Origin of the sequence: Bradyrhizobium genomosp. I (2014), from assembly GCF_000261685.1 — a bacterium.
GTDB lineage: Bacteria > Pseudomonadota > Alphaproteobacteria > Rhizobiales > Xanthobacteraceae > Bradyrhizobium.
Map to the genome: position 1 here is coordinate 1 of NZ_AJQE01000138.1, position 21,857 is coordinate 21,857.

Genomic DNA, 21,857 nt, shown 5'->3' on the forward strand with positions numbered 1-21,857 from the left:
ACCAGAAGGCCGACGTTGCCGTGCGCGCGGACATCGAAATCCCCGAGCGCAAGTTCAAGATGACGATGTCGTTCCGCCGCAACACCGATTCCTCGCTGCCGGCGAGCCACACGGCGGAGCTGACCTTCATCCTGCCGCCGGATTTTCCGGGCGGCAGCGTCTCCAACGTGCCGGGCATCCTGATGAAGTCGAACGAGCAGGCGCGCGGCACGCCGCTCGCCGGCCTCGCGGTCAAGGTCACCGACGGCTTCTTCCTGGTCGGCCTCTCCAACGTCGATGCCGATCGCTCCCGCAACGTGCAACTCCTGAAGGAGCGCTCCTGGTTCGACGTGCCGCTGGTCTACGCCAACCAGCGCCGCGCCATCATCGCCATCGAGAAGGGCGCCCCCGGCGAGCGCGCCTTCAACGACGCTTTCGCCCAGTGGGGCGATTGAGCGCTTCTGTCATTCCGGGGCGCGCGGAGCGCGAACCCGGAATCCATTGAGCAGCACGTGACGTAGAGAAATGGATTCCGGGCTCGACGCTACGCGTCGCCCCGGAATGACCCCAGCCTACTTCGCCGCCGCTTCCCGCTTGCGCGATGCCGCCGCGGCTGCATGCTCGCGGTCCATCACGGCGCGGCAGCCGGGGCTGACCTGCGACTTGTTCCGTACCATGCAGGCAGTGATCCGCGGGATATCGGGGATTTCACTGGAGCACAGCCGCATCGCGTCGCCCGAGCACATCTGCTGCGCTTCGGACGAGAAGGCGAGGCCGGGTGAGGTCTGGAGTGCGAGGCTGGTGATTGCGAAAGCGAAGAGCGAAGCGATCGTCTGATGGCGTGTCATGCGGATGGGTCCCCGATTTCCCGTGGGCTTGAGCCACTTGGTTTTTGGGGCGCCGCACGCGGCTTGATCTGCCGCACGTCACAGCCTTCACGCCGGGAACTTTGGTCCCGCATGTGGTCGCTCGATTTCCTGATGCTCGAATCGAAAGTGCTGCGCCGCCCGAGCGAAGTATGCGCCATCGGCACGCGGCTGCAATGGTCAGTGCAAAGGAATTCGCAATTGTTGCACGCGAGTCACGTCGGGCGCGATCAGATCAGCCGATCGGAGGACGCGCTCGCTTGTTCCGCATCGCCCGCGCCGAGAGCGGCGGCGTGCTCCTCGACGGCGGTGACGCCCTTGGCCGTGAGCTCGAACAGATCGCCGTCCTTCATCACGTAGCCCTCGGCGATCAGTTGCCCAACCTTGCCCTGCCGGTCGTCGGCAAACGCAACGGATTGGCTGATGTCCCGCAGGATCGAGAGTTGTTCGTCGCGCAACATGGCATCACTCTCCATTCGCGGGGGACGGGTTCCGATCCTTACATGCCGTGGCTCCGAAAGACCTTACTGCAAGCGCGCGACAGCTTGGCCCGGTTGGCTTGCAGACAGCTCTGCACGGCCATGTCATTGCCGAGTTCCTTGCGGCAGAAGCGCGAGGCGTCCCGCGAGCAGGCCCTCTGCTCCTGTGGCGTGCCCATATGGCCTTGCGCAAGAGCGGGCGAGTCGGACAGGTCGCTCAGGGTTGCCAGCGCGATCGTCGCCAGGAGAAATTTGCGGGCCATCGGCGCTCCAATCCAGCCGGTATATTCCGGTCCTGTCTGAACTCGTCGCCCTGCCACTTGTTCCCCCATGGCAGCGCCAGGGCCCCGCTGTTCAAGGTTCCCGTTGCGCTGCTATAACACTGGCGAAGTGTGAGGGCATTTGATGAAACGCTATCTGGTGTTTGCGCTGGTTGGCCCGTTCGTCGGCGGGTTCCTGCTGCTGCTGACGACGACCTACCAGTCCGGCTATTGGGCCCAGACCAATCTCGGCGAGGTCGGCAAGCTGTTCGCGGTGTTCTTCAAGACCCTGCAATACAGCTACCTATTCGGCTTCCTGCCCTCGCTGATGCTCGGCGCGGTCGACGACATCCTGATCCACATCCGCCGGATCGGCCCGGGCTTGCGGATGCTCCTGGTCGGCCTGTTCGCCTTCGTTCTGGCGTCGCTCACCTACAGCTCGCGTGGGCCGGATTCGGGCGCGGTGCAGTTCATCCTGTATGGCCTCGTCGGATTCGTCCCGGCGGTGATCTCATCCTGGCTCGTGCACCGATATGTCGAGGAGCCGCAAGCAGCGGCGGCGCCAACCTGACGCGTGGCGTTCGATCGCGGCAGCAACCTCCGCCACGCTGGCGCGTTCACTGAAGGCCATGATCATGTCCGAGGAAGATATCATTGCTCCGCGCACATCCCGTTCCGGGGGCCGCTCGCGCGCGAGCTTCTCGGCGACGGAAGCCCGCGGGCCGATCATCGACCAGGACGGCCGCGAGATCAGGCCGGAAAGCCTGGAGCAGGGATTTCGCGAATTTGGCTTCGAGTTCGGGCAAGCGAGCCCGTTCGGCAATCTGACGCGCGAGCAGCGGATCGCGCGTCTCGAGGCGATCGCAAAGCTGCTCGACGTCGCCTTCATCCTGCCCGGCACCAACATCCGCTACGGCATCGACGGGCTGATCGGCCTGATCCCCGTCATCGGCGACATCATCACCACGGCGATCTCGTTATGGCTGGTGCGCGAGGCCCGCGTGCTGGGCGCGCCCTGGCACATCACCGCGCGCATGCTCGGCAATGTCGCGCTCGACGGCGTGGTCGGCATCGTCCCGTTCGCGGGCGACGCCTTCGACGTGATGTTTCGTGCCAACATGCGCAACGTGCGTCTGTTGCGCCGCTGGCTGGAGAAGCAGCCGCGGATGTAGCGCTGCTTCTTCCTTCCCTTCTCCCGGCAAGCAGGGCGAGGGAAGGAAGAGCCTCGTCCCAAAACGCAAAAAGCGCGACGACCTTTCGGTCATCGCGCTTTCTGCGCACATCGTAAGGCTCAGCGAAAAGTTTACGCCGCGTCGGCGTCGGTTTCGGCCGCCGGCGCGGGCCTGGGCCGACGGGGCAGCGGGAACGCTTCGCTCTCGTACAGCGAGCGGATGCCGTTCTGATCGAACCGGGCTTCCTCGACCTGGAGATAGGCGCCGTTCAGCGAATCCGTCGGCAACTGCTCCATCGCGAACTGCACGGCCTCGGCTGCGGTGCCGAACCGGCGATAGGTGAAGCCCGCACGCTTCTTCTTGCGGATCGCGGCGGGGAAGAGTTCGGCGGAGGTGTTGAAGTTGAACGGACGCAGTGGACGCATGGTCAAAGACCTCGTGATCTTCTCTGGGGCTTTAAGCGCGTGGGGTTGGGGAGGGCAGGAGCCGCCATTAGGCGGGCCCGCCGCATGTCATTCTCGCCCTCTAATATAGGCCGATTTGACAGAATTGCGACCCCTGCGATGCGAGATAATGAATCCGCGCATGGCAGTTCCGCAGGCATCATAACCTGATTAATTCCAATAACTTAAATGGTTTATACTTTGCCGAGAAGCAGCAGCACGATCAGCACCACCAGCACGACCCCGCCGATGCCCATGCCGGAATGGCCCAGCCCATAGCCGTAGCCGCCGAACCGGCCGGACAGGCCGCCGAGCAGATAGATGATCACCAGGATGATCAGGATGGTCCCAAGCGTCATGGCGTCCTCCCTGGCGGCCGCCGAGATGCGATGATCGGCCGCACCGCCAGAGGAGAAAAGCACATCGCGCCCCCGGGTTCCACGAGGGAACCCGTGGGCGCGCGCTGTTTATTTCGGCTCCAGCTTCAGCGCCGCCGAGTTGATGCAGTAGCGCAGGCCGGTCGGCCCGGGGCCGTCGGGGAAGACATGACCGAGATGACCGCTGCATTTGGAGCAGAGCACCTCGGTGCGGATCATGCCGTGACTCGTATCCCGCTCCTCGTCGACATGGCTCTCGACCGCGGGCTGGGTGAAGCTCGGCCAGCCGCAACCGGAATCGAACTTGGCGTCGGACTCGAACAGCACATTGCCGCAGCCGGCGCAGACATAGGTGCCGGCGCGCTGGTCGTGCTCGTATTCGCCCGAGAAGGGGCGCTCGGTCGCCTTCTCGCGCAGCACGGCGTACTGCATCGGCGTCAGCTCGCGCCGCCACTGCTCTTCGCTCTTGATGACCTTGTCGTCCGTGATCTTCGTTTTGGTGTCGGGCATGGGTCTCCCGTTTGCTTGGTGATCTCGCGATCAGTTGGTGGCCTTGCCGGCACTCACCAGCGTCGGCTTCTCAATGTAGTTATCCGCGAACAGCTTTTTCAGGTTCTCGACCTTCGGGATGTCGTTATAGGCGATGTAGGGCTGGTTCGGGTGCAGCGTCAGATAGTCCTGGTGATAGGCTTCCGCCGGATAGAACGCTTCCAGCGCGCCGACCTTGGTCACGATCGGCTTGTTGAAGACCTTGGCCGCGTTGAGCTGGCCGATATAGGCCTCCGCCACCTTCTTCTGCTCGTCGGAGGTGACGAAGATGGCCGAGCGATATTGCGGGCCGACGTCGGGGCCCTGGCGATTGAGCTGGGTCGGGTCGTGCACCACCGAGAAGTAGATCTGGAGGATCTTGCCGTAGGAGATCTTCTTCGGGTCGTATTTGATCTCGACCGACTCGGCATGGCCGGTGCGGCCGCTCGAGACGGTCTGGTAGTCGGCGGTCGCCTTGGTGCCGCCGGCATAGCCGGAGATCGCGTTGACCACGCCTGCGGTGTGCTGGAAGACGCCCTGCACGCCCCAGAAGCAGCCACCGGCGACCACCGCGGTCTGGATGCCGCTTGTGGGCGCCGCGTCCAATGCGGGGGCGGGGATCACGACCGCATCCTCCGCGGCCCGGGACGGCATCGTGAATGCCAGCGTCAGGGCGGTGGTTGCGGCGAGCAGGGAGGCGATGGCGGTTCGGCGCATGGCAATCCTCTTTCGGAAGGGCTGATAGTCTAGGGCGGCCGGGACCGGGCGAACAGCCTGACCGGCCGCGTTTTTCGCATCACCCGAGATACGGACGCAGCCGCCGATTGTTACGCCGGGGCGGACACGAGATCGTGACGGTGGGATCCGACTTGGCGGAAGCCGAGAAGATCGACCCGGCCGCGCCGCAAATCGCCAGCAACCGCCTTTCTGCACATCGAGAGAAGTGGCAGATTACGCCTTCGGTAACCCATCCTACAACAGCGTCACACCACCACGCTCAGCCGTTTCGCCGCGCGCGTGATCCCGGTGTACAGCCACCGTGCCCTGGAATCCTGAAACGCAAAGCTCTCGTCGAACAGCACGACATCGTCCCATTGCGAGCCCTGCGACTTGTGCACGGTCAGCACGTAGCCGTAGTCGAACTCGTCATAGGGCTTGCGCTGCTCCCACGCGATCTGCTCGATGCCGCCCTCGAAGCAATCGGCGCGCACCGAAACCTTCGTCACCTTGTGGCCGAAATCCTCGTCCGGCGACAGCCGCATGGACAAGATGCGCGATTTCGAGCGCGAGGTGTTGCGCGACTTCACGCGCCACAGGCCGCCGTTGAAAAGGCCCTTCTTGCGGTTGTTGCGCAGGCACACCAGCTTGTCGCCGGCGACGGGAAAGGCGTCCTCGATGTTCTGCCGCTGCCGCACCCGCATGTTGTAGGCGCGGCGGGTGTTGTTGCGGCCGACCAGGACCTGGTCGGCGCCCATGACGCGGTCAGGGTCGAGCTCCTTCCGCGACACCACCTCGCTCTCGCCATGGCGGCCGATCTCGAGCTCGCGGCCCTCGCGGACGTCCATCGACATCCGCACGATCGGATCGTCCTGGGCCTGGCGGTGCACCTCGGTCAGCATCGCGTCGGGCTCGGTATTGGTGAAGAAGCCGCCGCCCTGGATCGGCGGCAGCTGCGCGGGATCGCCCAGTACGAGAAGCGGGCAATCGAACGACATCAGGTCGCGCCCCAATTCGGCGTCGACCATCGAGCATTCGTCGATCACGATCAGCTTGGCCTTGGAGGCGGGCGCGTCGTCCCACAGCTCGAAGCTCGGCTGCTCCTCGCCGGATTCGCGGGCGCGGTAGATCAGCGAATGGATAGTGGAGGCGCCGTCGCAGCCCTTGTTGCGCATGACCAGCGCAGCCTTGCCGGTGAAGGCGGCGAACTTGACCTCGCCGTCGACGCCATCGGCGATATGCCGCGCCAGTGTGGTCTTGCCGGTGCCGGCAAAGCCGAACAGGCGGAACACCGGCGGCGTCCCGTTGCGGCCCGGCTTGGCCTTGAGCCAGTCGCCGACGGCCTTCAGAGCGGCATCCTGATGGGGGGTGAAAGTGGCCATATCTGTCTTGAGGAAGGGCGAAACGAGGCGATTCGCCATCCCCCAAAACTAACCATTCGCCCCGCGCGTTCAAGCGGCGTAGACCGCCCTATTGCCAACCGGGAACGCCGCGCATGTCGGGCAATTGGTGGGCGATGCCCTTATGGCAGTCGATGCAGGTCTTTTCCTTGGTGAACAGGAAGCGCTGGTGCGCGACCGAGGCCCGCGGCGACTGCTTGGTGATGTCCATGGAATCGGCGCTGTGGCAGTTGCGGCATTCCAGCGAATCGTTGGCCTTGAAGCGCGCCCATTCATGCGCTGCCAATTCGAGCCGGTGATCGAGGAATTTCTCCCTCGTGTCGATCGTGCCGAAAATCTTGCCCCAGACCTCCTTGGAGGCCTGCATCTTGCGCGCGATCTTGTCGGTCCAGTTGTGCGGCACGTGGCAGTCCGGGCAGGTCGCGCGCACGCCGGAGCGGTTGGTGAAGTGGACGGTCGATTTCAGCTCGGCGTAGACGTTGTCCTTCATCTCGTGGCAGCCGGTGCAGAACTTCTCGGTGTTGGTCAGTTCCAGCGCGGTGTTGAAACCGCCCCAGAAGATCACGCCGGCAACGAAGCCGGCCAGTACCAGCGTGCCGAGGGCGAACACCGAGCTCGGTCGGGTCAGCACCCGCCAGAGCTCCAGCGCAAAGTCCCGGCTCCGCGCGATGAAGCCGCGCTTGGCCTTCATCTCGGCGTTTGGGTCATCGGCGGTCGTGGTCATCGCCGGCCACCGGGGCTGGCGCGCGACAGCAGCGTGTCGATGTCCGTGAAGTCGTTGCTGACAGGCGGATTGGCGGTGTTCTGCGGCACGTGGCATTCCGTGCAGAAGAAGCGTCGCGGTGAGATCGAGGCCAGGAACTGGCCGTCACGATCCATGAAATGCGTGATCGACACCATCGGCGCCTGCGATTCAGCCGTGCGCGCCCGCGCGTGGCAGGACAGGCACTTGTTGCCGTTGAGGTCGATCTGGTAGCCGTCGATCGTGTGCGGGATGACGGGCGGCTGCTCGGGATAGTTGCGCACCTCCTTTTCGGAGGTGTTGCGGTTCGGCAGCATCGGCGGTGCCGGGCCCTCGTCGTTGAGCGGGGTCGCGCCGCGCAGGCCGGACGTAACGGTCTGGGCCGTCAGCGAACTCGTGCCCGCCGCGATCGCGAAGGCGAGCAGGATGATTCCAGATCGTTTCATCATGACATGTTCACCCGCTCGATACGCACTGCGCATTTCTTGAAGTCGGTTTGCAGCGAGATCGGATCGGTGGCGTCCAGCGTCACCTTGTTGATCAATTTGGATTCGTCGAACCACGGCACAAACACGAGGCCGCGCGGCGGCCGGTCGCGGCCGCGCGTCTCGACGCGGGCGCGGATGAAGCCGCGGCGGGAGACCACTTTCACCTCGTCGCCGCGACGCAGCTTCATGTCCTGCGCGTCGTCGGGATGCATGAAGCAGACGGCTTCGGGAAACGCCTTGTAAAGCTCGGGCACGCGGCGCGTCATGGTGCCGGAATGCCAGTGCTCCAGCACGCGGCCGGTCGACAGCCAGTAGGGATACTCGTTGTCGGGCGATTCCGCGGGCGGCTCGTAGGGCAGAGCGAAGATGCGCGCCTTGCCGTCCGGGTAGCCGTAGAACTGCACCTCGGTCCCCTGCTTGACGTAGGGGTCGCTGCCCTCGCGGAAACGCCATCTGGTTTCCTGGCCGTTGACGACAGGCCAGCGCAGGCCGCGCTCGCGGTGATAGGTGTCGAACGGCGCAAGGTCGTGGCCATGGCCGCGACCGAACTGGGCATATTCCTCGAACAGGCCCTTGTGAACGTAGAAGCCGAACGCCTTCGACTCGTCGTTGAGATAGCCCTGCTCGATGTCGGTGACGGGAAATTTGTCGACCTGGCCGTTCCTGTAGAGCACGTCGAACAGCGTCTTGCCGCGAACTTCCGGCTTTTTGGCGATCAGCTCCGCGGGCCAGACCTCCTCGATTTTGAAGCGCTTGGAGAACTCCATGAGCTGCCAGAGATCCGACTTCGACTCGCCCGGCGCGGAGACGAGTTGATGCCAGAACTGGGTGCGCCGCTCGGCATTGCCATAGGCGCCTTCCTTCTCCACCCACATCGCGGTCGGCAGGATCAGATCGGCGGCGAGGGCTGTCACCGAGGGATAAGCATCCGAGACCACGATGAAATTGTCGGGGTTGCGGAAGCCCGGATAGGTCTCCTCGTTGGCGTTGGGACCGGCCTGGAGGTTGTTGTTGACCTGCACCCAATAGGCGTTGATCAGGCCGTCCTTCAGCATCCGGCTCTGCAGCACCGCGTGGGCGCCGGGCTTGTCGGGAATCGTGCCTTCGGGCAACTGCCAGATGTGCTCGGCGTGGTCGCGATGCGCCTTGTTGGTCACCACCATGTCGGCGGGCAGGCGGTGCGAGAAGGTGCCGACCTCGCGCGCGGTGCCGCAGGCCGAGGGTTGGCCGGTCAGCGAGAACGGGCTGTTGCCGGGCGAGGAGATCTTTCCGGTCAGGAGATGGATGTTGTAGACGAGATTGTTGCACCAGACGCCGCGGGTGTGCTGGTTGAAGCCCATGGTCCAGAATGAGACCACGTTGGTCTTGGGATCGGCGTAGAGCTCGGCGAGCGCCTCCAGCCGGTTCAGCGGCACGCCGGACATTTCGGCGGCCTTCTCCAGCGTGTACTCCGAGACGAACTTGACGAATTCGTCGTAGCTCATGTCGGTGGAGTCGTTGGCTTTCGCCGCGCCCGTCGCCTTCTTCTGCAGCGGATGTTCGGGCCTCAAACCATAACCAATGTCGGTCTGGCCGCGCCGGAAGATGGTGTGCGCGGCAATGAAGTCCTTGTTGACGCGGCCGGTCTTGATGATGTGGTTGGCGATGGCGTTGAGGATGTAGAGATCGGTCTGCGGCTTGAACACCATGCCGATGTCGGCGAGGTCGAACGAGCGGTGCTCGAAGGTGGAGAGCACGGCAACGCGGACATGCGGCGCGGACAGCCGGCGATCGGTCAGGCGCGTCCAGAGGATGGGGTGCATCTCCGCCATGTTGGAGCCCCACAGCACGAAGGCATCGGTGGCCTCGATGTCGTCATAGCAGCCCGGCGGCTCGTCGATGCCGAAGGTGCGCATCATGCCGGCAACGGCAGACGCCATGCAGTGCCGCGCATTGGGGTCGATGTTGTTGGTGCGGAAGCCGGCCTTGAACAGTTTCGAGGCGGCATAACCTTCCCAGATCGTCCACTGGCCCGAGCCGAACATGGCGACGCCGTTCGGCCCGCGCTTCTTGATCACCTCCTTCCACTTCAGCTCCATGATGTCGAAGGCTTCGGTCCAGGTGACAGGCGTGAAGTCGCCATTCTTGTCGTACTTGCCGTTCGCCTTGCGCAGCATCGGCTGCGTCAGGCGGTCGTGGCCGTACATGATCTTGGAGAGGAAGTAGCCCTTGACGCAGTTCAGGCCGCGATTGACCTCGGCCTTGATGTCGCCGTGCGTGGCGACGACGCGGTTGTCCTTGGTCGCGACCATCACCGAGCAGCCGGTGCCGCAGAAGCGGCAGGCGGCCTTGTCCCATTTCAATTCGCTCACCTCGCGCTCGCTGGCGAGGTTGGCGGCGAGCGCCGGCGCCGGGAGGCCGGCGGCAGCCGTTGCGACCGCAGCGGCCTCGAGCTTCAGCATCTGGCGGCGGTCGAGCTTTGGCGATGTCATGATGGCTCTTCCTGACTCAGGCGGTTTCGATGGCGTGGAAGACCAGCGCCGCGGAATAGACGTGCTGCAGCGACTGGATGGTGTTGAGCATGGTGCCGAGGCTGCCGGCGTCGGGCGCTTCGGTGACGACGACGAGTTTTCCGCGTGGGTCGCGGCCGTGGATCTCGCAGCCGGGCAGCGCCGTGATCCCGGCTTCGACCTCGGCGAGGCGCTCGGGGCGCGCCTGCACGATGATACTGGCGATCTCGGCGCCCGGCGGCGGCACGATGCGGTCCGCGCTGAGCACGCGGCCGGTGATCAGGGCGCGGCGGTTGAGTGTTGGGTGGGCCATGATGCCTGTCTTTCGCTTGAAGGGGATCAATGCGGGGTGCTTGGCGGGCCGGGAGGGCCGACGAACATCTGGTAGATCCAGACGCCGAGACCGTAGGAGCCGACCGTTCCGACCGCGAGGACGGGCATCACGACCGCGGTCAGGAACAGGAATGCGAAGATCTCCATGCGCTTACGGCGCACGCGCGACATTGCGTCGTCAGGGGCCGACATGTTCGGTCTCTTTGAATGGTATGGGGAATCGGGACGGCATCCGGGCCGTTGCCTTGCTGCACTTCTGGTGCAATCGGGCCGGTGCGGCGTTGATCTGGATCAAGCTGCCGGCCTGCACAGATGTCGCAGCGCTGCGTCGAGGCGGATGTGTGTCGCCACGCACGAGAGTGGATCATTCTCCGCGCCGTGGAATTTCTGCTCCGTAGACAGCGGCGCCTCGCACGTTAGGATGGCCTTAACGATAAGAAGGCGGGAGAGCGACGCCATGAAGTTCGGCATCTTCTACGAGCTGCAATTGCCGCGGCCCTGGGTCGCCGGCGACGAGCTCAGGCTCTACCAGAACGCGCTCTCGCAGATGGAGCTCGCCGACAAGCTCGGCTACGACCATGCCTGGGTGGTCGAGCATCACTTCCTCGAGGAATATTCGCATTCGCCCTCGCCGGAATCCTTCCTCGCCGCGGCCAGCCAGCGCACGCAGAAGATCAGGCTCGGCCACGGCATTCTCCAGCTCACCACCAATCACCCGGCGCGCGTCGCCGAGCGTGTCGCGGTGCTGGACCTGCTCTCGAACGGCCGCTGCGAGTTCGGCATGGGCGAGAGCGCGTCGATCACCGAGCTCACCCCGTTCGGCCGCGACATGGAGACCAAGAAGGAGGTGTTCGAGGAGGCGGTCGCTGCGATCTTCCCGATGTTCAGGGACGCGGGAAGCGAACATCACGGCAGGTATTTCGACATCCCCCTGCGCAATGTCGTGCCGAAGCCGGTGCAGAAACCGCATCCGCCGCTGTGGATGGCCTGCTCGCAGCTGCCGACCATCGAACGCGCCGGCCGTCATGGTTTCGGTGCGCTCGGTTTCCAGTTCGTCAGCGCCGATGCCGCACACGCCTGGGTGCACGCCTATTACAACGCGATGACCAAGCGGCTGCACAAGCTCGCCGACTACGAGATCAACCCGAACATGGCGCTGGTCTCGTTCTTCATGTGCGCGAAGACGGACCAGGAGGCGCGTGAGCGCGCCGACGGCGCCACCTTCTTCCAGTTCGCGCTGCGCTTCTACGGCGCCTCGCAGAACCGCCAGCGTCCCGCGCCCTACACCGTCAACATGTGGGACGAGTACAACAAGTGGAAGCGCGACAATCCGGAAGCACAGGAGGCGGCCTTGCGCGGCGGCCTGATCGGCTCGCCCGAGACGATCCGCAAGAAGCTGAAGCGCTTCCAGTCTTCACACATCGACCAGGTGATCCTGCTCAACCAGGCCGGCAGGAACAGCCACGAGCACATCTGCGAATCGCTGGAGCTGTTCGCCCGCGAGGTGATGCCGGAGTTCCAGAACGACCCGGCACAGGCCGAATGGAAACGAGGCGTGATGCGCGGCGAGATCAAGCTGGAAGAGATCGATACCGAGGCCTTTACGGATCGCTATGGCAAGCTCGCGATCAACGTCGCCCCGGTGAAGGCGGCCGCGGAATAGATCGTTCGTCAGGTCATGTTGCTGACGCATTCTCTGTCTTAGTCGGTGACAACCTAAAACACTGCGTGGGAACCGCTCTGGTTCGCACAACGGTTCCATAGCCAAGGGGTTGGCTCGAATCCGCAAAAGACCGGTGCAAGCTTCATGAACGCTTCCGCGTTCGCTTGCGCATGTTTGCGGTGACGGGAACCGACGATCGAAAAAATCACAGGAGTTATGATGCCGTTCCGCTCGAGCGCCGCACTTTGCGGCGCCCTGGTTGCGCTTGCCGTGTCCGTTACCGTTGCGCGAGGTGAAACGCGTGGAGTTCACTCAAACGCCGTCGTCGATGCCGCCTCCGGGGATGCGGTCGTCGGCGCTGCATCCATGTACAATCCGTTCAAGCCCGGCAAGGAGGAGGGTGGTCCGCGTACGGCCTCCGGCGAGCGCTACGATCCCTCCGCCTGGACGGCTGCCATCAAGACGAGTCTGCGTGGGAAATTCGGTGGGGTCCAATTTGGTGAGAGGCCGAAATATGCCCTCGTCGAAGCCGTCGGCAAGAAGGTCATCGTCAAGATCAATGACGTCGGGCCACTCAGGCCCGGCCGCATCATCGACTTCAACGAGCGCACGATGCGCCATTTCGATCCAAGCCTCGAGCGCGGAGTCATCCATGACGTGAGAGTCAGCCCGCTTTCAGGGGACAATTGGACACTGGGGCCGGTGGGCTGAACATCCCGCGCGGATGAATGACAGCCGCACTCGTCGCTTGAACTGCTCGGATGATCGGAGGGCTGTGAGATCTCGGCCTTCCGCGGAAATCACCCGGCTGCTATCCTCCCGCAAAACAGGGCTTGCGGAGGAAGCGATGCGGTCTCAGACGATGCCCACAAATCCGTCGGCGGGTGATGTCACGCCGGCTGTGCTCGCCATCGGCCGCTCCGACTTCCCGGAAGTCCTGATCGACCTGCTGCGTCGGCAGGCGGGTGTCGGCCATTGCATGGTGTTCGCGCTGAGCCGGGCCGGTGCCGCACATTGCCTGCTCGATGCCGGCAACATCCCGATCGGCGGCGATCTCGGCGCCGCCTACGCCGGCCAGTTCCACGAGTCCGATCCGAACCGCGATGCGCTGTTCGAGACCGAGGGCGATGCGCCGATCATGCTGCCGGCGTTCGCGCCGCGCATGTACGGCGCGCGCTACCGCAAGATCTTCTTCCAGGATTCCGGCATCGTCGACAAATGCGCGACCGCGATCTGGGTGGACGACACCTGCTTCTACGTCAACTTCTATCGCATCGCCGCGCAAGGCCGCTTCGGCGCCGCGCAGCGTGAGCGGCTCGAGGCAATCGCACCGGCGATCGTGGCGAGCGTCGCGCGGCACTTCCATGAGGGCGCAACGCCAGATCAGTCCCTCGCTGCATTGTTCGCAACACGCGCGCCGCTCTCCGCGCTGACGCCACGCGAGCAGGAGGTCTGCCGCCACATCCTCTCCGGCTTCAGCTCCGAGGCGATCTCGCAAGGACTCGGCATCAGCCTGCATTCGACCCTGACCTACCGCAAGCGCGCCTATGAACGACTGGGCATCTCCTCGCAGAATGAATTGTTCGCGATCGTGCTGCGGTTGCTCTGGGGGCCACGTGGCCTGAACTGAGGGAACACCAAGTAACGGTCGCGCCGAGGCTGCTGCTGCCAATGCCGAAGCTAAGGTCGGGCGGCTCTATCCCGCCCATGTAGACGATCAAGCCCCAAGGCCAAAACACTCGCTGCGGTCTTGACTGGCGTGTCCGGCGTCTGAGGACGTTCGTCCGGATCGAACGCGAGTCCGATAACGGCAGTTTGGTCTTCGGCCGTCCGCACGGGCCAAAAATCAAATCGCGAAGCCAGATTTGGATAGACGCCGCTAGGCATAACGGAGCCAGTCTCCAGCGACGAGAGTGCCGCTTCCAATTCGGCCTGTTGAGGCTCGAGGCCCCCAACTTGCTTGATGGAAACCACGCTGCCTCGCCTGACAAGCATCACGACCGCGGGAACCCGGAAGAGCGTTGCTAGAGCCTGGGACGTGATTGAGAGGATCGCGTCCACATTATCGGCCGCCGCGACGTCCCGGCTGTAGCCTTGGAGGACAGCCGCCTGCTTCCGTAACAGCGCCGCTTCGGTCGCTCTCCGGCCGGAAGTGAACGCAACACCACTCGTTATGAGACCCACCACAAACAGCAGTCCAATTGCCCAGATATTCGCCGGGTCATCGACCGTCAGTGAGTAGCGAGGTTCAGTGAGAAAGAAATTGTAGGCCAGAGCACCAAGTATCGCCGAGCAGAGTGAAGGACCCAAGCCGAGCCCAACTCCCGCGATTATCACGGGGATCACAAATACCAAGGACAGGTTCGGTATGGACACTTGGCTGTCGACACCGATTGCCACCACCGCCGCGATGGCAGTCATCGCAATCGAAGCAAGGTAGCGCACCCAATCCGATGCTAGCGGATCGGTATCTGTCTCCTGAATGATGTCCGACCGCAGCTTCGATCCAAAATCAACCACTGCTCCGACTCCCCTGGGCACTTGAGGGGAGATTTGGTCCGCTGGCATATAAAATCGATAGTGCAAGGCGGCCGATGAAATAGGAATGTCATAAAGGTCGATGGCGGGCATTGCTGCTCACGCGGACTTTCGGACCCGTGCCGAGACAGCATCGTGCCACTTGCCGCCGCCGTCGACCGCCGCTTGTGACCCCATAGGCGACCTCGGCGGCTGCCGGCGCGGGACGCACATTGGGCCGCCTCCTGCGTACATCCCCCTAGGGCATCGACCTGAATTCTTTGACGCTTCATCTCCTGCTATCCGTTATCAAGGAGTGGAGGCGAGCATGCGACTGGGATTAAAGCTCATCGCTCTTGGAATTATTCTTCTGCTGCCGAAGACTCACCTTTATCTGTCCGAGGCTCATCTATCTGATGCGCAAACCGCTTCAGAGCGCCGGATATCAAGCCCGGCAGCCCATTGGGATGTTAACTCGGCGGGGCATGTGACGGTCTCTGCGGCTCAAACCTCTAGCTGTGCAGCGAAGCCTGGACACGACGGCAGCGACACCGTGGCCATTCACGCCATGGAGGAGAGCCCGACGGGGTCGTAAACATCTCGCGGCAAAGAATAGATCTGCCGAAGGGTGGATAGGGCTGAAGGTCAGCTTCTAGGCCCTTTTCGGACCTGACAGGCCCGGCTGATGAAGTCTGTTCTTGAGGGTAAAGTGGACTGCCCAGTGGCGCACCCGGACTTCCGAATTTGTAAAGGTTTGCGGATGACGGCCCCATGATGGTGGCGCGGCGCACACTGGGGGTCGGCGTCTCCTTCAAGGGTCGGCACCAATCTGAGAGGATGAGACGAGGAGGTGTTGATCGAGGTCAAACTCAACCTCTTGTGATGAAGACTGCCAAAGCGTGCGATGGCAATCGGATTCCGCAGTCAGGATGACCAAGGAAGGGACTGCTGCTGCCCAAAGCGGTCGCTAAGGAATGAGCGAAGCATATCTGCTCCGCGGGGCAATTCAGACCTCTATTCGCTCCGCGATCGGAAGCGCGTTGTCCAGGTCGCCAGCTCAATTTCGAGCCCTACTCCCAATCTTCATGTTGCTGAACAGGAGTTCGGCGTTAACCACGCCGAACGGTTCCAGTCTGAGCGACATCGCTTCGAAGTTTCTTAAATCTTGCTGGGTACCTCTCTTGGGCATGGTGACCTGGGGAAGGATATGAGCAAGCGGGCCAAGCGTAGGAAGGCAGAGACGCTCGCACTACCCATGGCGGCGAGAGTTGCAGTTGGCGCCGTGGCCGTCGCCGTCGCGGGGTACAGCTTGCTGTCTCGCCCGGCGAGCGTGCAACCGATCCGGAAGCCGTCCGCAGTCCAGGCCCAGGCATCGTCAACTCCGGTTTACGTGGCACCTCCGGTTCATGCATCCGCGCCAGCGCCGGCTCCGATTCCAGCCCCGGCGCCTCTGGTCGAACCACCAAAAGCCGCTGACGGTCCCGGAGCATTTGTCCGGCAGGTGGTTGACTACGCCAGTCATCAGACGCCGGGCACCGTGATCATCGATACCGGAAACACGTTCCTTTATTTCGTCCTGAACGACAGGCAGGCGATGCGCTACGGCATCGGTGTCGGCCGCGAAGGTTTCACATGGTCCGGTGAGCAGACCGTGGCCCGTAAGGCAGAATGGCCGGATTGGCATCCGCCTGCGGAGATGGTCTCGCGTCAGCCCTATCTGCCGCGGTTCATGGCCGGCGGCCCCGGCAACCCGCTCGGCGCCCGGGCGATGTATCTGGGCGAGACCGAATATAGAATTCACGGCACCAACAAGCCCGACACGATCGGCAAGCGGGTGTCGTCCGGCTGCATCCGGCTGACCAATGACGACGTGATGGACCTCTATGAGCGGGTGAAGGTCGGAGCGAAAGTGATCGTGCTTCCGGCAGGCGCTGCCCGTCGTCCATCCCAAGGAACGCCGCCCGACGCCGCGTTCCGGTCGCCGGACCCGGCATCGCCGTCGAACCGGCTCTCGGCGGCTAACGCGCAGATGTCGTCATCGGGACCGAAGATCGCCGAGGTTCAGTAAATCGGTCAGTCCCTATCGCTAGGGACAGACGCCGGCCGCGGAGTTCGTTAGTCTGCCCTGAAGCACAGGAGAATTCAGGGGAGACCGCCTTGAGCACCGCGCCGCGCGTCGACGTCGATCCTGCCGCGTTCTGGGCCGATCCCTATCCGATGCTGGCGAAGATGCGGAAAGAAGCGCCGATCGCCTTCGTGCCGCAGCTCGGCTCGACGCTGCTGACGAGCCGCGACGACATCTCGATCTCCGAGAAGCAGATCGACGTGTTCTCCTCGCACCAGCCGGCCGGCCTGATGAACCGGCTGATGGGCCACAACATGATGCGCAAGGACGGCGAGGCGCATCAGGTCGAGCGCCGCGCCATGTTTCCGACGGTCTCTCCGAAGACCGTGAAGGCGCACTGGACCGCGCTTTTCCAGGCCCATGCCGACCGCATCATAGATCGCATCGAGCCGGGACGGATCGACTTCATGCGCGACTTCGCGCTGCCGTTCTCCGGGGAATGCCTGAAGTCGATCACCGGCCTCACCAATATCGGCTTTGAGGACATGGACGCCTGGTCGCAAGGCATGATCGAGGGCATCGCCAACTACGCCGGCGACCCTGAGGTCGAGGCGCGCTGTCACGCCGCGACATCGGGCATCGATGCCGCGATCGACGACATCCTGCCGGTGATACGCAAGCATCCCGACCAGAGCATCCTCGGCGTGCTGCTCGCCTCCGGCATGCCGATGGAGAGCGTGCGCGCCAACGTCAAGCTCGCGATCTCGGGCGGCCAGAACGAGCCGCGCAAGGCGATCGCCGGCACGGTCTGGGCGCTGCTCACCCATCCCGACCAGCTCGATCTGGTCCTGCGCAGTGAGGTGTCCTGGCTGCAGGCCTTCGAGGAATATGCCCGCTGGATCTCGCCGATCGGCATGTCGCCGCGGCGCATCGCAAAGCCGTGGAGCATCCGCGACGTCGCCTTCGAAACCGACGAACGCGTGTTTCTGATGTTCGGCTCCGCCAATCGCGACGAGAAGCATTTCGACCGCGCCGACGCGTTCGACGTGCGGCGCGACACCTCCAGGAGCGTCGCCTTCGGCGCCGGCCCGCATTTCTGCGCCGGCGCCTTCGCCTCCCGCGCCATGATCGCCGACGTCGCGCTGCCGACATTGTTCGCCCGCGCGGGGCGCATCGAGATCGCCGATGACGAGCCGGTGCGGATCGGCGGCTGGGCCTTCCGCGGGCTGCTCAATCTGCCGGTGAAGTGGCAGCATTAGGCGGGAAGCGCACGCTTGCCACAAGCACGGCGTCATCGCCCGCGAAAGCGGGCGATCCAGTACGCCGCGGCAGCCGTGTGAAGCGCTGGCGCCTCTGGGATACTGGATTCCCCGCTTTCGCGGGGAATGACAGCGAAGGTGAGGCTGGGGGCGGCGCTCACATTCGCGTGCGGAAATAATCGCTCTGCATTTGCCCTTCCGGTCGAAAGATTGATCACGTCGCGCCGGCGCGCGACAGCATGCGCATTGTTTTTCCTTCAGGCAATTCGACGGCTTTGGCGGGCCACACCATCGTTTTGGCTGCGCTTGGGCCTCTCGGCGTCCGTCATCCCTCAAGCCACCTGTTCTCGGCGGATGATCGTACCTAAATACAGGGAACCCCCGCCTCGGGGAGCAATGCCATGAATGTAGTGCCCCGCGATCTCATGACTGAAATCCCCGTCTCGTCCGCCGATTTCCGCGGCGCCATGCGCCATCTCACCGGCGGCGTCAGCGTCATCACCGCCGGACGGGGCAAGGACATCACCGGCATGACGGTGACCTCGGTCACCTCGCTGTCGGTCGAGCCGCCGACACTTCTGGTCAGCATCAACCGCGATGCCTCGTCCTTTCCGCTGATCCGCCGCCACGGCGCTCTCGGCGTGAACATCCTCAATGCCGACCAGCTCGATATCGCCGAGCGGTTTTCCGGCAAGGGCGGGCTGAAGGGCGCCGATCGCTTCAAAGGTGCCAAATGGGTGACGGCGGTGTCGGGCGTTCCGCTGCTGGTCGGCGCGTTGTCCGCCTTCGACTGCGAGGTCGAGGAGATCGTCGAGCGTCACTCGCACGGCATCGTCATCGGCCGCGTCAGGGACATCAGGAGCTCGACCCGCACCGCTGCGTTGGCCTATTGGCACGGGCAGTATTTGGCGGTCGACCACGACGAAGACGCCGCAAGGCTCGCCGATGCCAGTCTTCCCGCGCGCGGCCGGCGCGGCGTTTGATCGCCGCCGGCAGGGCGGGGAGGGTGGCCTTTTTCGTCTCATCGCTCTAGAAGCGCCAAGGGCCTCTCGTTTTGGGTCGGCAATGGAGCGGATCGATGAAGCGCATCGCGACCTTCGCCTTCTACGCCGTGGGTGCGCTGGCGATCGCCTATCTCGCGCTCTACGCCTATGCGATGTTCTCAGGCCGGCCGGTGATCATCCCCGGCGATCCCATCCACATCTTCCGCAAGCCGGATGCACCGAGTTATTCGTGAGGCTCGGCCGGTCTCGTAGGGTGGGTTAGCCGAAGGCGTAACCCACCACTGCCTATCTCCGTGGAAGCAGAAGAGGTGGGTTACGCCTAGCGGTTTGCGCTTCGCGCAATCCGCGGGGCTAACCCACCCTACGCCACCTACCTTCACCCCCTTAAAATCGCCAGCGCCAGCGCCTGCGCGCGCGGCACGATGCTGTCGATATCGAGATATTCCTCCGGCGTGTGCGCGAGCCCTCCGACCGGCCCGAGGCCGCAGATGGTCGGCGTGCCGACCGCGGCGGTGAAGCCGGAATCGGCGCAGCCGCCGGAGAATTCGCCCTGCAGCGTGGTGAGGCCGACCTGGCGCGCGGCGGCCTGATAGCCTTCGAACAACGCCTTCGACGCCGCGCTCTGCACCACCGGCACGAACTCGCCCTTGATCGTCAGCGTCGCGCTCGTGCCCGGCACGCAGGACGTCGCGACGATCTTTTCGATCGCGGCCATCACCCTCTCACGATCCGCCGGATCGACGTAACGCAGGTCGATCTGGCCCTCGGCGTAGGGCGCCGTGGTGTTGACGGACTGGCCACCCGAGATGAGGCCGACATTGAGCGTGATGCCCTTGTCCAGATTGGTCAGCGCATGGATCTGCACGATCTTGTGCGCGAGCTCGCCGATCGCGCTGACGCCCGCAGCGAAGTTCGCGCCGGAATGCGCGGCCTTGCCGGTGATGGCGAGATGCATGAAGATGCCGCCCTTGCGCCCGGTGACGACATTGCCGGTGGGACGGCCCGGCTCGGAATTGAACACCGCGCGCGCGGCGCGTCCCTCGCGCTCGATCACGGGGCGGGAAGAGGGCGAGCCGATCTCCTCGTCCGAGGTGATCAGCACCTTGATCGGATGCGGTGAGCCGCCGAACTTGTGGAAGGCGGTTGCGACGAACACGTTCATGACGAGGCCGGACTTCATGTCGGCGACACCCGGTCCATAGGCGCGGCCATCTCGAATCGTGAATGGACGCCGCTCGGTCTCGCCCTTGCCGAACACGGTGTCGCGATGCCCCATCAACAGCACCGGCTTCTCGTTGCTGCCCGGTTTTGCCACCTCGGCATGGATCGCATCGCCGAAGGTGGCGTTGGCCTCGCGCCGGCACGGAATGCCGTGCTCGGCAAAGTGCCGCTCGAACCGCGCACCGACCGCATCGACGCCTTCCTTGTCATAGGACCCGGAATCGATGTTCACGACGTCGCGGAGCAGATCAATCATCGCCTGCCGCTGCGACGCCAGCCAATCCGTGATTTGAGCTTCAGACATGTGGTCCCTCGCGTTGGTTCTCACGCGGGGTTATAGGGCGTTGTGCCGGCGGGACCTAGTCGCCGGATGCGGTGCGGCCATGTCCGCCCTCCAAAACAAAATGCCCGGGACCAGCCCGGGCATTCGCATTCTCGACCAGGCTGAGCCTTACGCCCCCATCATCGGCATCCGCGGATATTCGCCCGGCGTGCCCGCCGGGGGGATCGGGATGCCGCCGTCGGAATATTCGTTGAGCTTGTTGCGCAGCGTGCGGATCGAAATGCCCAAGATGTTGGCGGCATGGGTTCGGTTGCCGAGGCAGTGCTTCAGCGTCTCCAGGATGAGGTCGCGCTCTACATCGGCTACGGTGCGCCCCACAAGCGCACGCGTCACCTGCTCGGCGGCCATGGTGGCATGCGCCACGACCGGCGCGGTCTTGGCGAGATCGAGGCGGTCGCCGTCCGGCGTGATGATCGCATCGGGACCGATCTCGTCGCCCTGGGCCATCAACACTGCGCGGTGGATGGTGTTTTCGAGCTCGCGGACGTTGCCCTGCCAGCGATTGGCAGAGAGCACGCGGCGGGCTTCCGCCGAGATCGGGCGCAGCGGCACGCCGTTGGCCTCGGCATATTTCTTCACGAAGTGCTGGGCGAGCTCCAGGATGTCGGCGGGGCGCTCGCGCAGCGGCGGAATCTTCAGATTGACGACGTTGAGGCGGAACAGGAGGTCTTCGCGGAACGTGCCTTCGCGCACGGCCTCGGCCAGGTTGCGGTTCGAGGTCGCGATGATGCGGATGTCGACCGGCACCGGCCTGGTACCGCCGACGCGATCGATCACGCGCTCCTGGATCGCGCGCAGCAGTTTCGACTGCAGGCGGACATCCATCTCGGAGATCTCGTCGAGCAGCAGCGTGCCGCCGGTCGCCTCCTCGAACTTGCCGATGCGGCGCGCGACCGCGCCGGTGAAGGCACCCTTCTCGTGGCCGAACAGCTCGGACTCCAGGAGGTGCTCGGGGATCGCGGCGCAGTTGATGGAGATGAAGGGACGCTTGGCGCGCGCCGAGCGGGTATGGACGTAGCGGGCCAGCACTTCCTTGCCCGTGCCGGATTCCCCGGTGATCATCACCGAGGCGTCCGAGCCGGCGATCTGCTGGGCGAGCTTGATCACCTTTGCCATCGCTTCGTCGCGATAGACCAGTTCGCGGGAATCGTTGGCGACCGCGGCGAGCACTGCGGCGATCAGTTCCGGATCCGGCGGCAGCGGGATGTATTCCTTCGCCCCCGCATGGATCGCGGCGACCGCGGCGCGGGCGTCGTTGGTGATGCCGCAGGCGACGATCGGGGCATGGATGTGCTCGGCCTCGAGCCGCAGCACGAGGTTGCGGATGTCGAGGGCGACGTCGACCAGCAGGAGGTCGGCGCCCTTGCCGCCGCGCAGCACGCGCATCGCCTGCTCGTGATCCTCGGCATGGGTCACGGTGGCGCCGTTCTCCATCGCGATCTTGGTGGCGGTGGTGAGCTGGCCTTTCAATGTGCCAACGATGAGAAGCCGCATGTCAGTCTCCTGTCCGTC

25 protein-coding genes and 1 pseudogene are annotated in these 21,857 nt (G+C 64.1%); 10 read left to right on the top strand and 16 right to left on the bottom strand.

Annotated elements, in window-relative coordinates; all coding sequences use genetic code 11:
• A pseudogene (locus tag IC50_RS13035) lies at positions 1-434 on the top strand (hypothetical protein); the annotation flags it as partial.
• A 117-nt stretch (positions 435-551) separates the two neighbouring features.
• Here IC50_RS13035 and IC50_RS13040 read toward each other — a convergent pair.
• The 3 genes from IC50_RS13040 to IC50_RS13050 form a co-directional block, all read right to left on the bottom strand.
• Positions 552-827, bottom strand: a complete 276-nt coding sequence (locus IC50_RS13040) for a hypothetical protein (RefSeq protein ID WP_050990976.1) — start codon at positions 825-827, stop codon at positions 552-554.
• Positions 828-1,075: 248 nt separating this feature from the next.
• Positions 1,076-1,306 (bottom strand): hypothetical protein, encoded by a 231-nt coding sequence (locus IC50_RS13045; RefSeq protein ID WP_035704891.1) that lies wholly within the window; start codon positions 1,304-1,306, stop codon positions 1,076-1,078.
• Positions 1,307-1,344: 38 nt separating this feature from the next.
• Positions 1,345-1,587: a hypothetical protein gene (locus IC50_RS13050; RefSeq protein ID WP_035704834.1), complete on the bottom strand. Its 243-nt coding sequence runs from the start codon at positions 1,585-1,587 to the stop codon at positions 1,345-1,347.
• Between the two features lie 142 nt (positions 1,588-1,729).
• Between IC50_RS13050 and IC50_RS13055 the strand changes: the two genes are divergently transcribed.
• The gene (locus IC50_RS13055) at positions 1,730-2,155 is read left to right on the top strand and encodes a DUF5413 family protein (RefSeq protein ID WP_035704836.1); all 426 of its coding nucleotides are present in this window, start codon (positions 1,730-1,732) and stop codon (positions 2,153-2,155) included.
• A 58-nt stretch (positions 2,156-2,213) separates the two neighbouring features.
• Positions 2,214-2,756 (top strand): DUF4112 domain-containing protein, encoded by a 543-nt coding sequence (locus IC50_RS13060; RefSeq protein ID WP_085973719.1) that lies wholly within the window; start codon positions 2,214-2,216, stop codon positions 2,754-2,756.
• 131 nt (positions 2,757-2,887) lie between these two features.
• Here the strand turns inward: IC50_RS13060 and IC50_RS13065 are convergent, their stop codons facing one another.
• The 10 genes from IC50_RS13065 to napE form a co-directional block, all read right to left on the bottom strand.
• On the bottom strand, positions 2,888-3,181 hold the full coding sequence (locus IC50_RS13065) for a hypothetical protein (RefSeq protein ID WP_014492502.1): 294 nt from the start codon (positions 3,179-3,181) through the stop codon (positions 2,888-2,890).
• 212 nt (positions 3,182-3,393) lie between these two features.
• The gene (locus IC50_RS13070) at positions 3,394-3,558 is read right to left on the bottom strand and encodes a DUF3309 family protein (protein WP_035704895.1); all 165 of its coding nucleotides are present in this window, start codon (positions 3,556-3,558) and stop codon (positions 3,394-3,396) included.
• 108 nt (positions 3,559-3,666) lie between these two features.
• Positions 3,667-4,086, bottom strand: a complete 420-nt coding sequence (gene msrB, locus IC50_RS13075) for a peptide-methionine (R)-S-oxide reductase MsrB (protein WP_035704839.1) — start codon at positions 4,084-4,086, stop codon at positions 3,667-3,669.
• 30 nt (positions 4,087-4,116) lie between these two features.
• Entirely contained in the window at positions 4,117-4,821 is a 705-nt protein-coding gene (gene msrA / locus IC50_RS13080) for a peptide-methionine (S)-S-oxide reductase MsrA (RefSeq protein WP_035704842.1), read from the bottom strand.
• 266 nt (positions 4,822-5,087) lie between these two features.
• Positions 5,088-6,203 (bottom strand): ATP-dependent DNA helicase, encoded by a 1,116-nt coding sequence (locus IC50_RS13085; protein ID WP_035704898.1) that lies wholly within the window; start codon positions 6,201-6,203, stop codon positions 5,088-5,090.
• An 88-nt stretch (positions 6,204-6,291) separates the two neighbouring features.
• Positions 6,292-6,945 carry a NapC/NirT family cytochrome c gene (locus IC50_RS13090; RefSeq protein ID WP_035704845.1) on the bottom strand — a complete coding sequence of 218 codons (654 nt, stop codon included), beginning with the start codon at positions 6,943-6,945 and terminating at the stop codon, positions 6,292-6,294.
• Entirely contained in the window at positions 6,942-7,412 is a 471-nt protein-coding gene (locus IC50_RS13095) for a nitrate reductase cytochrome c-type subunit (protein ID WP_035704848.1), read from the bottom strand. The genes IC50_RS13090 and IC50_RS13095 overlap by 4 nt, the downstream gene beginning before the upstream one ends.
• Positions 7,409-9,922: a nitrate reductase catalytic subunit NapA gene (gene napA, locus IC50_RS13100; protein ID WP_035704850.1), complete on the bottom strand. Its 2,514-nt coding sequence runs from the start codon at positions 9,920-9,922 to the stop codon at positions 7,409-7,411. Before napA ends, IC50_RS13095 begins: the two co-directional genes overlap by 4 nt.
• 16 nt (positions 9,923-9,938) lie before the next feature.
• Entirely contained in the window at positions 9,939-10,253 is a 315-nt protein-coding gene (locus IC50_RS13105; RefSeq protein ID WP_035704855.1) for a chaperone NapD, read from the bottom strand.
• Positions 10,254-10,279: 26 nt separating this feature from the next.
• Positions 10,280-10,465, bottom strand: a complete 186-nt coding sequence (napE, locus tag IC50_RS13110; RefSeq protein WP_035704857.1) for a periplasmic nitrate reductase, NapE protein — start codon at positions 10,463-10,465, stop codon at positions 10,280-10,282.
• 265 nt (positions 10,466-10,730) lie between these two features.
• Between napE and IC50_RS13115 the strand changes: the two genes are divergently transcribed.
• From IC50_RS13115 to IC50_RS13125, 3 genes are all read left to right on the top strand, one after another.
• On the top strand, positions 10,731-11,936 hold the full coding sequence (locus tag IC50_RS13115) for an LLM class flavin-dependent oxidoreductase (protein WP_035704858.1): 1,206 nt from the start codon (positions 10,731-10,733) through the stop codon (positions 11,934-11,936).
• Positions 11,937-12,152: 216 nt separating this feature from the next.
• Positions 12,153-12,647, top strand: coding sequence for a septal ring lytic transglycosylase RlpA family protein (locus IC50_RS13120; protein ID WP_193374114.1), 495 nt, complete (start codon positions 12,153-12,155; stop codon positions 12,645-12,647).
• A 136-nt stretch (positions 12,648-12,783) separates the two neighbouring features.
• Entirely contained in the window at positions 12,784-13,566 is a 783-nt protein-coding gene (locus IC50_RS13125) for a helix-turn-helix transcriptional regulator (protein WP_035704859.1), read from the top strand.
• 50 nt (positions 13,567-13,616) lie between these two features.
• On the opposite strand, the gene IC50_RS13130 is transcribed toward IC50_RS13125, so the two are convergent.
• Positions 13,617-14,567: a DUF4118 domain-containing protein gene (locus IC50_RS13130; protein WP_244429577.1), complete on the bottom strand. Its 951-nt coding sequence runs from the start codon at positions 14,565-14,567 to the stop codon at positions 13,617-13,619.
• A 1,093-nt stretch (positions 14,568-15,660) separates the two neighbouring features.
• Between IC50_RS13130 and IC50_RS13135 the strand changes: the two genes are divergently transcribed.
• From IC50_RS13135 to IC50_RS42450, 4 genes are all read left to right on the top strand, one after another.
• Positions 15,661-16,521 carry a L,D-transpeptidase gene (locus IC50_RS13135; RefSeq protein ID WP_035704860.1) on the top strand — a complete coding sequence of 287 codons (861 nt, stop codon included), beginning with the start codon at positions 15,661-15,663 and terminating at the stop codon, positions 16,519-16,521.
• Between the two features lie 89 nt (positions 16,522-16,610).
• Entirely contained in the window at positions 16,611-17,777 is a 1,167-nt protein-coding gene (locus IC50_RS13140) for a cytochrome P450 (protein ID WP_035704861.1), read from the top strand.
• Between the two features lie 401 nt (positions 17,778-18,178).
• Positions 18,179-18,760 (top strand): flavin reductase family protein, encoded by a 582-nt coding sequence (locus IC50_RS13145; RefSeq protein WP_035704863.1) that lies wholly within the window; start codon positions 18,179-18,181, stop codon positions 18,758-18,760.
• Between the two features lie 95 nt (positions 18,761-18,855).
• Positions 18,856-19,014, top strand: coding sequence for a hypothetical protein (locus tag IC50_RS42450; RefSeq protein WP_035704866.1), 159 nt, complete (start codon positions 18,856-18,858; stop codon positions 19,012-19,014).
• Between the two features lie 143 nt (positions 19,015-19,157).
• Here the strand turns inward: IC50_RS42450 and IC50_RS13155 are convergent, their stop codons facing one another.
• Positions 19,158-20,306 carry a M20 family metallopeptidase gene (locus IC50_RS13155; RefSeq protein WP_035704869.1) on the bottom strand — a complete coding sequence of 383 codons (1,149 nt, stop codon included), beginning with the start codon at positions 20,304-20,306 and terminating at the stop codon, positions 19,158-19,160.
• 147 nt (positions 20,307-20,453) lie between these two features.
• Positions 20,454-21,839, bottom strand: a complete 1,386-nt coding sequence (gene flbD, locus IC50_RS13160; protein WP_035704872.1) for a sigma-54-dependent transcriptional regulator FlbD — start codon at positions 21,837-21,839, stop codon at positions 20,454-20,456.
• Between the last annotated feature and the right edge of the window lie 18 nt (positions 21,840-21,857).